Annotated in this window: 14 protein-coding genes; 6 read left to right on the top strand and 8 right to left on the bottom strand. The window is 73.2% G+C overall.

Annotation, left to right across the window (positions count from 1 at the left end; genetic code table 11):
- Window positions 1–2: 2 nt before the first annotated feature.
- Window positions 3–470 carry an NUDIX domain-containing protein gene (locus ABWI07_RS10770; RefSeq protein WP_149260287.1) on the bottom strand — a complete coding sequence of 156 codons (468 nt, stop codon included), beginning with the start codon at window positions 468–470 and terminating at the stop codon, window positions 3–5.
- A gap of 116 nt (window positions 471–586) precedes the next feature.
- Window positions 587–949: a hypothetical protein gene (locus ABWI07_RS10765; RefSeq protein ID WP_149260286.1), complete on the bottom strand. Its 363-nt coding sequence runs from the start codon at window positions 947–949 to the stop codon at window positions 587–589.
- Window positions 950–1,246: 297 nt separating this feature from the next.
- Here ABWI07_RS10765 and ABWI07_RS10760 point away from each other — a divergent pair, with 297 nt between their 5' ends.
- From ABWI07_RS10760 to ABWI07_RS10750, 3 genes are read left to right on the top strand one after another with little or no spacing between them, the layout of a single operon-like run.
- Window positions 1,247–2,947, top strand: coding sequence for a GMC oxidoreductase (locus ABWI07_RS10760; protein ID WP_353818419.1), 1,701 nt, complete (start codon window positions 1,247–1,249; stop codon window positions 2,945–2,947).
- 56 nt (window positions 2,948–3,003) lie between these two features.
- Window positions 3,004–3,366, top strand: coding sequence for a PadR family transcriptional regulator (locus ABWI07_RS10755; RefSeq protein WP_235036912.1), 363 nt, complete (start codon window positions 3,004–3,006; stop codon window positions 3,364–3,366).
- Window positions 3,363–4,415, top strand: coding sequence for a hypothetical protein (locus ABWI07_RS10750; protein ID WP_353818418.1), 1,053 nt, complete (start codon window positions 3,363–3,365; stop codon window positions 4,413–4,415). The genes ABWI07_RS10755 and ABWI07_RS10750 overlap by 4 nt, the downstream gene beginning before the upstream one ends.
- Window positions 4,416–4,472: 57 nt before the next feature.
- Here the strand turns inward: ABWI07_RS10750 and ABWI07_RS10745 are convergent, their stop codons facing one another.
- From ABWI07_RS10745 to ABWI07_RS10725, 5 genes are all read right to left on the bottom strand, one after another.
- Window positions 4,473–5,162, bottom strand: coding sequence for a hypothetical protein (locus ABWI07_RS10745; RefSeq protein ID WP_353818417.1), 690 nt, complete (start codon window positions 5,160–5,162; stop codon window positions 4,473–4,475).
- Window positions 5,163–5,192: 30 nt separating this feature from the next.
- Window positions 5,193–5,474, bottom strand: coding sequence for a hypothetical protein (locus tag ABWI07_RS10740; protein WP_149260284.1), 282 nt, complete (start codon window positions 5,472–5,474; stop codon window positions 5,193–5,195).
- A gap of 264 nt (window positions 5,475–5,738) precedes the next feature.
- Window positions 5,739–6,353, bottom strand: coding sequence for a Crp/Fnr family transcriptional regulator (locus ABWI07_RS10735; protein ID WP_353818572.1), 615 nt, complete (start codon window positions 6,351–6,353; stop codon window positions 5,739–5,741).
- 317 nt (window positions 6,354–6,670) lie between these two features.
- On the bottom strand, window positions 6,671–7,060 hold the full coding sequence (locus tag ABWI07_RS10730) for a VOC family protein (protein ID WP_149260282.1): 390 nt from the start codon (window positions 7,058–7,060) through the stop codon (window positions 6,671–6,673).
- Window positions 7,057–7,956, bottom strand: a complete 900-nt coding sequence (locus tag ABWI07_RS10725; protein WP_353818416.1) for an arsenate reductase/protein-tyrosine-phosphatase family protein — start codon at window positions 7,954–7,956, stop codon at window positions 7,057–7,059. Before ABWI07_RS10725 ends, ABWI07_RS10730 begins: the two co-directional genes overlap by 4 nt.
- A 126-nt stretch (window positions 7,957–8,082) precedes the next feature.
- On the opposite strand from ABWI07_RS10725, the gene ABWI07_RS10720 reads away from it, so the two are divergent.
- Window positions 8,083–9,420: an APC family permease gene (locus ABWI07_RS10720; protein WP_353818415.1), complete on the top strand. Its 1,338-nt coding sequence runs from the start codon at window positions 8,083–8,085 to the stop codon at window positions 9,418–9,420.
- 4 nt (window positions 9,421–9,424) lie between these two features.
- Here ABWI07_RS10720 and ABWI07_RS10715 read toward each other — a convergent pair whose 3' ends face one another.
- On the bottom strand, window positions 9,425–10,621 hold the full coding sequence (locus tag ABWI07_RS10715) for a coiled-coil domain-containing protein (RefSeq protein ID WP_149260279.1): 1,197 nt from the start codon (window positions 10,619–10,621) through the stop codon (window positions 9,425–9,427).
- 125 nt (window positions 10,622–10,746) lie between these two features.
- Here ABWI07_RS10715 and ABWI07_RS10710 point away from each other — a divergent pair, with 125 nt between their 5' ends.
- Together ABWI07_RS10710 and ABWI07_RS10705 are read left to right on the top strand one after the other, a co-directional pair.
- Entirely contained in the window at window positions 10,747–11,496 is a 750-nt protein-coding gene (locus ABWI07_RS10710) for an MBL fold metallo-hydrolase (RefSeq protein ID WP_200841967.1), read from the top strand.
- Between the two features lie 178 nt (window positions 11,497–11,674).
- The gene (locus ABWI07_RS10705; RefSeq protein ID WP_353818414.1) at window positions 11,675–12,037 is read left to right on the top strand and encodes a VOC family protein; all 363 of its coding nucleotides are present in this window, start codon (window positions 11,675–11,677) and stop codon (window positions 12,035–12,037) included.
- Window positions 12,038–12,124: the final 87 nt, after the last annotated feature.

Below are 12,124 nucleotides of genomic sequence, written 5' to 3'. Positions count from 1 at the left end.
CTCTAGATCGGCTCGCCGTGTTCGAGGTAGCGGGTGGTGGCGTCCCGGTGGGCGGCGTGGGCGTGGACGAGGCGGCGGGCGAGGCGCGGGATGGTCAGGTCGTGGATCCGGGCGATGTCGTGGAAGCGGTAGCCGGCCAGTTCGCTCGGGTCGAGGCGGATGGCGTCGAGCCGGCCCGCGGTGAGGGAGCCGCCGTCGAACACGAAGAGGATCTTTTCGCCTTCGGCCTCGCCGGGCGCCCAGTCGGCGACCAGCAGCCGGCCGATCTCCGGGTGGATCCCGAGTTCCTCGGCGACCTCGCGTTCCGCCGCCTGGCGGGGCGTTTCGCCGTGCTCGACGTAGCCGCCGGGGATGTCGCGGTAGTCCTTGTAGGACGGGTCGACCAGGAGGACGCGGTCATGGTCGTCGAAGAACAGGACACCCGCAGCCGCCCTGGCACGGGCGAAGCTCGCTGACGGGTCCTCGGTCACGGGAGTCGAGCCTAGGAGGTCGAGGTGGCGTCCGCGCCGGACGGCCCGGGGAAACGCCACCTGGCGAGGTAGTGCAAATTAGAACGAGGCAGTGCGAATTAGAACATTGCGTCGCGTCAGGATGACGGCGTCGGCGCACCGGCGGACTTCATGCAGGCCATGAGCGCCTTCTGCGTCCGGCCGTCCTGAGGGTCGGGCCGCCAACCGGTCGTGTCCTTCGGCACCTTCACGCCCTGCTTGCGCATGCAGGCGACGAACGCGTTCACGGCCTTCGGGGGCGCGGACGTCGGAGCCCCCGCCGGGGCCTTCGCCGAGCCGCCCTTGGCCGAGTCGCCCGCGCCGGAGGAGTCGTCGGGGGCCGAGGCCGTGGCATCGGCCTGCGCCGGAGCCGTCGGCTTCGGTTTGCCGCCGTCGCCTCCGCAAGCGGTGAGGGCCAGCGCCGGGACGAGCAGCAGAGCCGCCAGATGAAGTCGGTTCACAGGGGTCCCTCCAGCGGAATGGGGCCTCGACGATATCGGGCCGCGCGAAGGCCGGGCCACGTTGGGAGGGAGCCGCGCGGGCGGTCGGCGGCGAGCGCGGGGCGGGCCGCCGTCCGCCGTGCCGCGCTTTGTCACCCCGGTGACAAATACCGCCGTGAATCGTTGCGATGCGTGCATGGTGCGCGACGCTTCGGAGGGGCACACTCGGCCCCTTCGTTCCCCCCGACGAAGGTGGTGTGCGCCGTGTCCCCTGATGGCGCTGTGTCCCGTAATGGCGCTGTGTCCCGTGAGAGCGGGATGTCCGGTGACGGTTACGACTTCGACGTGATCGTGGTGGGCTCGGGGTTCGGCGGCAGCGTGTCGGCCCTGCGGCTGGCCGAGAAGGGCTACCGGGTCGCGGTGATCGAGGCCGGGCGCCGCTTCGACGAGGACACGCTGCCCAAGACCTCCTGGCGGCTGCGCAAGTACGTGTGGGCGCCGCGCCTCGGGATGCGCGGGATCCAGCGCGTCCACCTGGTGGGCGGCAAGGCCGGCGTGCTCGTCCTGGCCGGGGCGGGCGTCGGCGGCGGGTCCCTCGTCTACGCCAACACCCTCTACGTCCCGCCCGAGCCGTTCTTCAAGGACCGCCAGTGGGGCCACATCACCGACTGGCAGGACGAGCTCGCGCCGTTCTACGACCAGGCCCGCCGCATGCTCGGCGTCACCGTGAACCCGCTCGTCACGCCCGCGGACGAGGCGATGAAGCGCGTCGCGGACCGGATGGGCGTCGGCGACACCTACCATCCGACGCCGGTCGGCGTGTTCTTCGGCGAGCGGCCGGGAGAGGACGCCGACGACCCCTACTTCGGCGGCGCCGGGCCCCGCCGGACCACCTGCACCGGCTGCGGCTCCTGCATGATCGGCTGCAAGGTCGGCGCGAAGAACATGCTGACCAAGAACTATCTCTACCTCGCGGAGAAGGCGGGCGTGCGGGTGATACCCGACACGACCGTCACCGCCCTGGCGCCCCTGGAGGCCGGCGGCTACGAGGTGACCACCGAACGCACCGGGCCGGTCCGCAAGCGCCGCCGGACGCTGACCGCCGAGCACGTCGTCCTCGCCGCCGGGACGTACGGGACGCAGCGCCTCCTGCACCGGATGCGCGCCGCCGGCCGCCTCCCGCACCTGTCGCCCCGCCTCGGCGAGCTCACCCGCACCAACTCCGAGGCGCTCCTCGGCGTCGAGCGCATGACCGTCTGGCACCGCAAGAAGGACGTCGACCACAGCACCGGCCTCGCCATCACCTCGTCGTTCCATCCGGACGACAGGACTCACATCGAGCCCACCCGCTACGGCGCGGGCAACAACGCCATGGGCGTCATCCGGACCCTGCTGGTCGACGGCGGCGGCGCGCCCCGCTGGCTGAAGTTCCTCAGCCAGGCCGCCCGGCACCCGACCGTCATCCTGCGCGGGCTGTCCCTCAAGGACTGGGCCAAGCGGACCGTCATCGCCCTGGTCATGCAGACCGCCGACAACTCCATCACCATCGGCGAGAAGCGCGGCCGCCTCGGGCGCCGCAGGCTCGTCGCGCGCCAGGGCGACGGCGAGCCCAACCCCACCTGGATACCCGTCGCCCACAAGGCCGTCCGGATGCTCGCGGAGGAACTCGACGCCACCCCCGGCGGGACGTGGTTCGACCTGTTCAACATCCCGACGACCGCGCACTTCATCGGCGGCTGCGTCATCGGTGAGACGCCCGAGACCGGCGTCGTCGACCCCTACCACCGCGTCCACGGCCACCCGGGCCTGCACATCGTGGACGGTTCGGCGGTCACCGCGAACCTCGGCGTCAACCCGTCCCTCACCATCACCGCCCAGGCCGAACGCGCCATGGCGTTCTGGCCGAACCGGGGGCAGAAGGACCCCCGCCCCGAGCCGGGCCGCCCCTACGAGCGCGTCGACCGCGTCCTGCCCGAGAGCCCTGCCGTCCCGCCCACCGCCCCCGCCGCGCTCAGGTGACCGGTGCTGATGCGGTGCGCTTGCACATGGTCAGATGATCGATATATAACGATGGCATGCCCAAATCGATGCAGGAGCCGACGTTCCTGATCCTGACCGCGCTCGCGGACGGCCCGCAGCACGGCTACGGGATCATGTCCGACGTCGAGCAGATCTCCGACGGGCGGACCCGGCTGCGCGCCGGCACGCTCTACGCGGCACTGGACCGGCTGCAGGCCGAGGAGCTCATCGCGCCCGACCGGGAGGAGGTCGTGGACGGCCGGCTGCGCCGCTACTACCGGCTCACCGAGGACGGCGCCGCCGCGCTCGCCGCGGAGGTCGAGGCCCTCCAGCAGCGGACGCGGATCGCCGCCCGCCGGCTGGCCGCCTTCCCGAGCCTCCGCGGCGGCACGACCCCGGCCTTCGGGGGGCTCCGGTGAGCGCACTCGAACTCCGCTACCGCCGCCTCCTCGCCTGTTACCCGGCCGGACACCGCGCCGAGCACGGGGAGGAGATGCTGGACGTGCTGCTGTCCGCGGCCCGGCCGGACCAGACGCGGCCGTCCCTCGCCGACGCCGCCGACCTGGTCCGCGGCGCGGTCCGGATCCGGCTGCGCCGCGCCGCGGGCGACGCCACCGGGTCGCCGTGGCCGGGAGCGCTCGCCGTCGCCGGTCTCGTCTCGATGATCATGCTGCTGGCCGACGGGGTGCGGTTCGCCGTCAACATCCCGCAGACGGCGATGCAGGTCGGCCTGCAGATGTACGATGGCGCCACCCTGTGGGGCCTGCTCCCCGTCCTCTTCGGCACCGCGCCGTTCTGGCTGGCCTGGGCAGGTATCGCGGTCATGGCCTGGCGCGGAGCCCGCCGCCAAGCCGCCACCACCGCCTGTACGGTGACCGCGGCCCAGGTCGTCCTGGCCGTCTGGGCCGCGGACTTCCCGGAAGCCCCATACGCCTTCGTGGCGTCCTCCGTGGCGGGCGTCCCGCTGCCGCTCGCGCTGCTGGCCACCGCGTCGCTCGTCGCGTCCCCCGGTCCTCGGCACGGTGCCCGCCTGCTCGGGCGCGCCCGCGTCGCCGGGATCGCGGTCATGGCGGGCGTCCTGGTCGCGGTCTCGTCGCAGCCGCTGTTCACCCTCCTCCTCCAAGGAGACTTCGACGTCCTGCACTTGAACTACGACCGGCTCTACGACTTCTCGGGGGTCTGGAGCGACCTCCAACTCGGTGCCGCTCTGGTCATCGCCGTACTCGTCTGCGCCATCCTGTCGAGGTCCGGCCAGGGCCGCCGGGCCTGCGCGCTCCTGGCGATGGCGGGCCTGCCGCTCCTCGACCGCGTGAGCCAGCTCCGTGTGGAGGGAGAGTTCAGCGATGTCCAGGAGCTCTCCTTCCTCCTGGCGGAGTGCGCGGCCGGTTTCGCCCTGACGATGCTCTGCGTCCGCCTCGTGGAACTCCCGCTCAAGAACAGGACCCCCGGCCGCGCCGGCAAAGCCTGACCCCTCGGGCCCCGCGACCTCCCCAGGCCGCGGGGCCCATTCCCCCCCGGGACCGGATCAGAAGCCCTTGGACCGGGCGATGATGTCGCCGACCTTCGCGTCCGGGGCGCTGCTGCAGTCGTAGCGGATCGAGAGTGGCGCCAGCGGGCTGCCCGCGCCGCTGACACCCTTCTCCCGCGCGATCTTGATGATCGCGTGCTGCTGGGTCTCGGCGTCCGCGTCGAGGAACTCCGCACAGGTCGAGTCGGCGGTGATGGCGTCCGCCGTGGCCGCCTTGATGACGAACACGAACACGAACAGCGCCGCGACGGCTCCCGCGACCAGCAGCACCACCCCGCCCGTGTTGACGGTCGTCTTCTTCTCGCTGTTGTCGTTGATGTCGCGGCCCGCCGCGGTGATCGATCCGGTGACGCTCCCGATGTCGCCCGTGCTGACGCCGCTCGACCGGGACGGGCCCGGAGCGGAGCCGTGCGCGCGCCGGACGGCGTCCAGCAGGGCCGCGGCGAAGGCGGCGTCGGTCTCGGCCGCCTGCCGCAGCACGTCCTGGACGAGCGCGTTGTTGCGCGGGTTCATGGTGTAGGCCGCGAAGGCGGAGTGCCGCCCGTCCCGGACGAGTCGCTGCCGGACCAGGTCGTACAGGTCGGCGAGCGCGGCGTCGCCCCGCGCGCGGGCGGCGCCGTCGGCGATGCCGGGCAGTTCATCGGCGAGGACCTCGACCGCCGTCGTCGCCAGTTCGTTCGCGTGCACGGAAAGCACCTCCTGAGCCGTGACGGATGGTCAGTCGCGGGTGGTCTCTTCCGCGTCGCTCTTCGTCCACCACTCGTAGGCCTGGATCCCCACGTAGACGAGCGCGACGACCGGGACGAAGAAGATGACGATCGGGAACTCGAAGGTGCCGGACGTCTGGTTGGCGACGTAGAACCCGTAGACCACGAATCCGATGCCGACTCCGCTGATGGAAAGCCGCTCGCGGAAGGAGGTGTCGGGCATCACGACCCCCGCGACCGCCATGATGAGGCCGGAGATGACGGAGAAGACCTCCCACACGGACCAGTTCATTGGAAATCCCCTCGGTGACGGGACCGCGGCGGCGGTCATCGGCCATCTGTTCGGGCCAATTTCGGGGAAGCGAGTGCCGCGGGTCAACGCGCCGGAATGGGGAACGCGACCGCGCGGATCGGAACCGGAGGAAATAGACGATCTTCTTTTCCTCGTCGTCCCAGCTCAGCCGGGACGGCGAGTGGACCTGCCGGGGGGCGCCGATCGCCCAATGAGCGGAAAAGCAGGCCGAAAGGTACCTGCGAGTAAGGCGCATGTGCGCCATCAGTCCGGCAGGAACCGGGTCAGCCCCGCCGGGTCGAGGACGGTGATGGAGCCGTGCCGCGTCGAGACGACGCCGCTCGCCCTGAGCGTCGACAGCGCCCGCACCACCGAGGCGCGGGAGACGCCGAGCAGGTCGGCGATCTCATGCTGGAACCGGAGCGGCGCGGCCGGCCGCTCGTCCGTTCCGGGCCCGCTCAGCAGCCGCGCGACCCGTGGAAGCACGTGCTGCTCGGCGGCGCTGCGCTCCTCGTCGGAGCTGCGCAGCCGCTCGGCCATCACCCGCAGCAGGGCCCGCTGCACGGCGTCGCTCCGCCGCGTCGCCGTGTCGAACGCCTGGTACGACAGCTCCAGGACCCGCCCGCCGCGCACGGTGACGACGTTCGCCGAATGCGGTGTGTTCAGCACCAGTGCCATCTCCCCGACGATGTCGCCGGGGCCCCGGCAGGCGAGCCACTTCTCGCCGTTCCCCGCCCTGCGAGTGATCCGGACGTGCGCCTCGAAAAGGACCATCACCTTTTCCGACCGTCGCCCCTCGACATACATCGGCGCCCCATCCGGGAAAACACGGACTCGGCCCGCCCGCCACAACTCCCGCCGCTCCTCGGCGCGAATCATCGACCAGAATGCGTCCAAGGAAATCCCTCCCCGTTCGTAGGAGGATTTTCCCGAAGGAACACATCTTCGCCCCTTCTTTTCCGGCCGCATTCGGCCGTCGGGCGGCCGTTCCCGGCCGGGGGGTTGCGATCGGTCGCCGCCGGGTCACGGTGCGACGACGGCGCCGGTTCTCCGCATCGCACCGAAGCCGCCCGGGTCCGCCGGGAAGCGGTTCTTGGAAAGCGGCGGACGGCCGTCCGCGAGCCGGTTGCGCCGCAGATCTCCATGGCGACCGCTTCCGCGGGCTCGTCCAGCGGCTTGCCCAGCGAGCGGTCTCTCTAGCGGGCGGCGGCAGCGGGCTGGAACAGCTCGATGAGGTTGCCGGCGGGGTCGGTGAGCAGGATCTGGCTTCCGCCCGGGCCGCTGACGACGTCGCCGAGGAACTCGACGCCTTCCGAGCGCAGGCGGGCGGTCTCGGCGTCCAGGTCGTCGACGACCAGGTGGATGCGGTTGCGGCCCGCGCCGGCGGCGTCGGCCGGGGTGGCGCGGGCGCCGGAGCTGGCGGGGCCGGAGAGCAGCAGCCGCAGCGGTCCGCGCACCACGTCGGCGAAGGCCGGGGCGGCGCTGAAGTTGAGGGTGAACCCGAGGTGGGCGGTGTAGAAGTCGACGGCCGCCTGGACGTCGTCGACGAGGTAGCGGACGCTGGCGTACTGGGCGGGCTCCGTCATGGTTGAGCCTCCGATGCTAGGAAGAGGACGGGCGGCAGGTAGCGGACGCGCGTGTCGATTTCGGCGGCCGCTCGGACGAACGCCGCCTCCTCGGCCTGACGCTCCGCGCCGGCCGGGTCGTTCGGACCGGCCGGGGCGGCCGTGGCGGGGTCGGGGGTGCTCCAGTGGATGCGGCGCGTGCGATCGCCGAACTCGGGGCAGGCTTCCCGGGCCTTGTCGCACAGGGTGACCACGTAGTCGAACCGGTGGCCGCGCAGGGTGTCCAGATGGCGGGGCAGCCGGCCGGCGATGTCGATGCCGTACCGCTCGCGCATTACCTCCACCGCGCGGGGATGCAGGGCGGGCTTGGGACGGGTGCCCGCGCTGATCGTGGTCACCCGTCCGGCGGTGTGGTGGCGCAGTAGCGCTTCGGCGATCGGTGAGCGGGTGCTGTTGCCCGTGCAGACGAACAGCACACCGTGGCGGGGCCGGTCGTCCGGGTCCGCGGGCCGTGCCCCGATCTGGCCCTGCTCCGGATCCGGGGCCGGATGTAAGGCGGGATCCAATGCCGGACGCAGGCCCGGATGCAGGCCGGGGAGCAGGGCGGGATCCAGGCCCGGATGCAGGCCGGGGAGCACGGCGGGGTTCAGGGCCGGATGGAGGGCGGCGCCGGTTCCGGCGAGGGACTGCGCGCACCTGTCCATATCGAGGCGGTAGTAGCTGTCGCGTCCGTCGAAGGTGCTGCGGACGGCGGTGACCAGGCCGCCCTCGCGCAGCAGCCGCAGGTGGTAGGACACCAGGTTCTGCGGCGCGTCGACCCGCGCCATGAGTTCACGGACCCGCAGGTCGCCGCCGGCGAGTGCGGTCAGCAGCCCCCAGCGCAGCGGGTGCGCGGCCAGGCGCAGGAACTCCGGCACGGCCTGCCCCGGGGCCGACGGACCGTGATCCGGCTCGCCCCGCCCGCGGGCGGCTTGACTCGGTGACACCACACTCGGGACGATACATCAAACCAGTTTGATGCAATAGTGGCGGGAGGCCCGGCGATGGCGTCTGAACCACGTCCCGGAGGAGCCCAGGGGCCGTCCGGGGCGGCGCCGTCGCCCGGCGGCGGTGGCCTGGCGCGCCGCCTCGGCACCGGGGACGCGGTGCTGATCGGGCTCGGCTCCATGATCGGGGCGGGCGTGTTCGCCGCGTTCGGCCCGGCCGCGCGCGCCGCCGGGACGGGGCTGCTCGTCGGCCTGGTGATCGCCGCGGTCATCGCGTACTGCAACGCGGTCGCCTCCGCGCAACTGGCGGCGGCCTACCCGGCCTCCGGCGGCACCTACATCTACGGCCGCGAGCGGCTGGGCCACTGGTGGGGGTTCGCCGCCGGGTGGGGGTTCGTGGTCGGCAAGACGGCCTCGTGCGCGGCCATGGCGCTGACCTTCGCGTCCTACGCGGTCCCCGGGCCGTGGTGGGCGCAGCGCGCGGTCGCCGTCGCGGCCGTGGTCTGCCTGGCCGCGCTCAACTACCGCGGGGTGACCAGGACCGCCCTGCTCACCCGCGTGCTCGTCGCCACGAGCCTGACCGCACTGGCGGTCGTGGTCGCGGGGATCGCGGCGGGCGGGCACGCCGGCACCGGGCGGCTGGGCGGCTGGTCGTCCCTCGGCAGCGGCGGCGCCTACGGCCTCCTGCAGGCCGCCGGGCTGCTGTTCTTCGCCTTCGCCGGCTACGCCCGCATCGCCACCATGGGGGAGGAGGTCCGCGACCCGCGCCGCACCATTCCCCGCGCGATCCCCCTCGCCCTGTTCATCGCCGTGGCGGTCTACCTGGTCGTCGGGGTCGCGGCGCTGCTGGCCGCCGGTCCTGACCGGCTCGCCGCCTCGACCGCCCCGCTGGCCACCGCCGTCAACGCCGCCGGCGCCGGCGGCCTGGCACCCGTTGTGCGGATCGGTGCGGCACTGGCGGCCCTCGGCGCGCTGCTGGCGCTGATCGCCGGTATCGGACGCACCGCCCTGGCCATGGCCCGCCACCGCGACCTGCCGGAGCGGCTCGCCGCCGTCCACCCCCGCTACCAGGTGCCGCACCACGCCGAGATCGCCGTGGCGGTCGTGGTGAGCGCGCTGGTCGCCACCGCCGACCTGCGCGGAGTGATCGGCTTCTCCTCGTTCGGCGTCCTGGTCTACTACGCCATCGCCAACGCGTCCGCGTTCACCCAGCCCGCGGCCGACCGCCGCCGGCCGCGCCCGCTCAACCTGCTCGGCGCCGCCGGATGCCTGGTCCTGGTGGCCGCGCTGCCCTGGCCGTCGGTGGCGGCCGGAGTGATCATGTTCGCCGTCGGCCTGGCGGGACGGTGGCTCATCCTGCGCCGCCGGGCCCCGGCCCAGCGACCTGCCGAGTAAGGGGCTACTCCTCGGCGGACGCCTCGTCCGGCTCGTTCTGCGGCTCTGCCACGGCCCGCCGGGTCGCCTGGTGGACGCGCACGGCCAGGATCGCGCGGGCGAACCGTCCGGCCAGCTCCCCGTCCATCAGCTCCGGGACCTGGTCGACGCCGACGAGGCCGCCGGGCTGGACGGTGACCGCCCCGACGTCGCCGACCTGCACGCCGCGGCCGTCGTCGAGGTCCTCCATGGACGGGAGGTCCAGCGCCGCGCGCAGCGTGTCCTGCAACGCCCGCACGGTCGCGGCGTCGCGGTCGATGCGGATCTCGGCGGCGTCCGCGCGCTCCTCGGCCCGGTCGGCGCGCACCCGCTCGGCTTCGATCCGGGCGTCGGCCGTGTCGGCGAGCTTCTCGGCGCGCTCGACCCGCGCGGCCAACTCGTCGGCCCGCGCGGTCGCGGCGTCGCGCTCCACGGTGAGCCCCGCGACCTCGCCTTGCACGACGCTCAGCTCCGCGCGCAGCCGCCGCTCGGCCTCGGCCGCGGCCTCCAGCTTGGCGCGCAGCTCCACCAGCTCGGCGCGCGAGTCGACCAGCTCGCTCCTGGCCGTGGCCAGCGCCGCCTGGTCGGTGCTCAGCCGCGTGGCCAGGTCGTCGCGCTCGCGCTCGGCATCGATGCGCGCCTGGTGCTCGGTGCTCCACGCCGCCTCGGCGCGCTTGCGCAGCCCCTCGGCGCTCGCGGCCTCGTTCGCGGAGGTGGCACGGGCCTGCTGGTGGGCGCCGGCCTCCTTCCACGCGTTGGCCTCGCTCTCCTGCGCCGCCGTGACGCTGGCCTTGGCGGCGGCGAGCCCCTTGCGGAGTTCCTCCTGCGCCTCGACGGCCTCCTGGCGGGCCGCCTCGGCGCGGGCCTCGGCCTCGCTCGCGAGGATGTCCGCCTGGGCGGCCTCCCGCCGCGCCTCCCGCGCCTCGGCGAACGCCTTCTCCGCGCTGCCGAGCACCTCGCCGACCTCGCCGTCCAGCCGGACGCCGAGCGCGCCCGCGGCCTCGACGAGCTGCGCGACCAGCCCGGACAGCCGCTCCACGTCCTGCCGGAACGCCCGGACCGGCGCGGGATCGGTGCTCGTGGCGCGCTCCACGGGCTCGTCCGCGGCCGCCGGCGCGCCGCCCGGCAACCGGATCGGCGCCGTCAGCACGACGTCGTCCTGGACCTCTTGATCTTCGCGCACCCGAGCATCCTAGTGAACCGCCCTCTTCCGCACCTCCCCCCGCGAATAGCTACGTATCGGTAGGAAAAGCCCAGCCCCGGCGGAGGGGGCTCGCGTCCCTCCCGGGCGCTTGCTTCACTGGGGACGTGGACGACCCGATCACCGTGACGTTCGCCGGGTCCGGCGACGCGTTCGGCAGCGGCGGACGGTGCCAGGCCTGCGTGCACGTCCGCGCCCCGGGCCTGCCGCCCGTCCTGCTGGACTGCGGCGCCACGTCGCTGACCGCGCTCAAACGGCAGGGGCTCGACCCCGGCGAGGTGGCCGCCGTCTTCGTCACCCACCTGCACGGCGACCACTTCGGAGGGCTGCCGTTCCTCGTCCTCGACGGCCAGTTCTCCGGGCGCACCGGCGCGCTGACCGTGGCCGGACCGCCGGGGACCGGACGCCGCCTGGCCGCGGCGATGGAGGTGATGTTCCCGGGCTCGTCGACCGCGCGCCGCCGCTTCGCCGTCGAGGTCGTCGAACTGGCGCCGGGGGAGACCGCGACCGTCGCCGGCTTCGGCGTCACCGCGTGGGAGGTCGACCACCCGAGCGGCGCCCCGCCGCTGGCCCTTCGGCTGGACGCCGCCGGACGCGCCATCGCCTGCACGGGCGACACCGCATGGACGGACGCGCTCATCGAGGCTTCGGCGGGCGCCGACCTGCTCATCGCGGAGGCCTACTACCGCGACAAGGCCGTCCCGTACCACCTGCGCCTGGCCGACCTCGCGGCCCACCGCGACCGGCTGACCGCCAGGCGCGTGATCCTGACCCATATGTCGGACGACATGCTGGGCCGCGACGTCCCCTTCGAAACGGCGCACGACGGCCTGGTCATCGAGCTCGGCCGCGCTTGAACGGGCTTTCCGCCCGCAGCCGTCGTCGCCGACCTGGGACCCGCGCCTGACGGGCGTCCAGGGGCGCAAAGATCTTCAAGCCCTGGGCCTGCCGGTGCCAGCAGGCTGGTCGCAGGCGGGGTGCTGAGGAAGCACTCGGCCGTCCTGTTCCAGCCATGTTCGACAACAGGGGGTCCCCATGTCCGTCCTCAACAAGCTCGGTGCGGTCATCCTCGACTGCGCCGACCCCACCGCGCTGGCCGAGTTCTACCGGAAGGCCACCGGGTGGGAGGTGACCTACGGCGACGACGACGTCGTCTACCTCGGCAACGGGTCCGCGCCGCAACTCGCGCTCCAGCGGATCGAGGGCTACCAGCCTCCCGTGTGGCCCGGCCCCGCCAAGCAGGCGCACCTGGACTTCTCCGTCTCGGACGTCGAGACCGCGGTGAAGGAGCTCCTCGCCCTCGGTGCGACCCGCCCGGACACCCAGCCCGGCGGAGGCGATTGGACCGTCCTCACCGACCCGGCAGGCCACCCGTTCTGCATCGCCGCCGGCGACTGACAGAGATGATGTAGGTGAGCGCCTCCCGGCGGGGGTCTGACCCAGCGACTGACTGACCTTGGGTCCTGAACGGGATCTGTCGGCCCT

The organism is Actinomadura sp. NPDC000600 (genome assembly GCF_040492135.1).
Lineage (GTDB): Bacteria > Actinomycetota > Actinomycetes > Streptosporangiales > Streptosporangiaceae > Spirillospora.
The sequence above is the reverse complement of the archived record's forward strand: the minus strand, read 5'-3'. Positions and strand labels throughout refer to the sequence as shown.

Coding starts and splice junctions, on each gene's coding strand:
- ABWI07_RS10760 (WP_353818419.1), top strand. CDS start 1,247: ATGTCCGGTGACGGTTACGACTTCGACGTGATCGTGGTGGGCTCGGGG.
- ABWI07_RS10755 (WP_235036912.1), top strand. CDS start 3,004: ATGCCCAAATCGATGCAGGAGCCGACGTTCCTGATCCTGACCGCGCTC.
- ABWI07_RS10740 (WP_149260284.1), bottom strand. CDS start 5,474: ATGAACTGGTCCGTGTGGGAGGTCTTCTCCGTCATCTCCGGCCTCATC.
- ABWI07_RS10735 (WP_353818572.1), bottom strand. CDS start 6,353: ATGATTCGCGCCGAGGAGCGGCGGGAGTTGTGGCGGGCGGGCCGAGTC.
- ABWI07_RS10730 (WP_149260282.1), bottom strand. CDS start 7,060: ATGACGGAGCCCGCCCAGTACGCCAGCGTCCGCTACCTCGTCGACGAC.
- ABWI07_RS10720 (WP_353818415.1), top strand. CDS start 8,083: ATGGCGTCTGAACCACGTCCCGGAGGAGCCCAGGGGCCGTCCGGGGCG.
- ABWI07_RS10705 (WP_353818414.1), top strand. CDS start 11,675: ATGTCCGTCCTCAACAAGCTCGGTGCGGTCATCCTCGACTGCGCCGAC.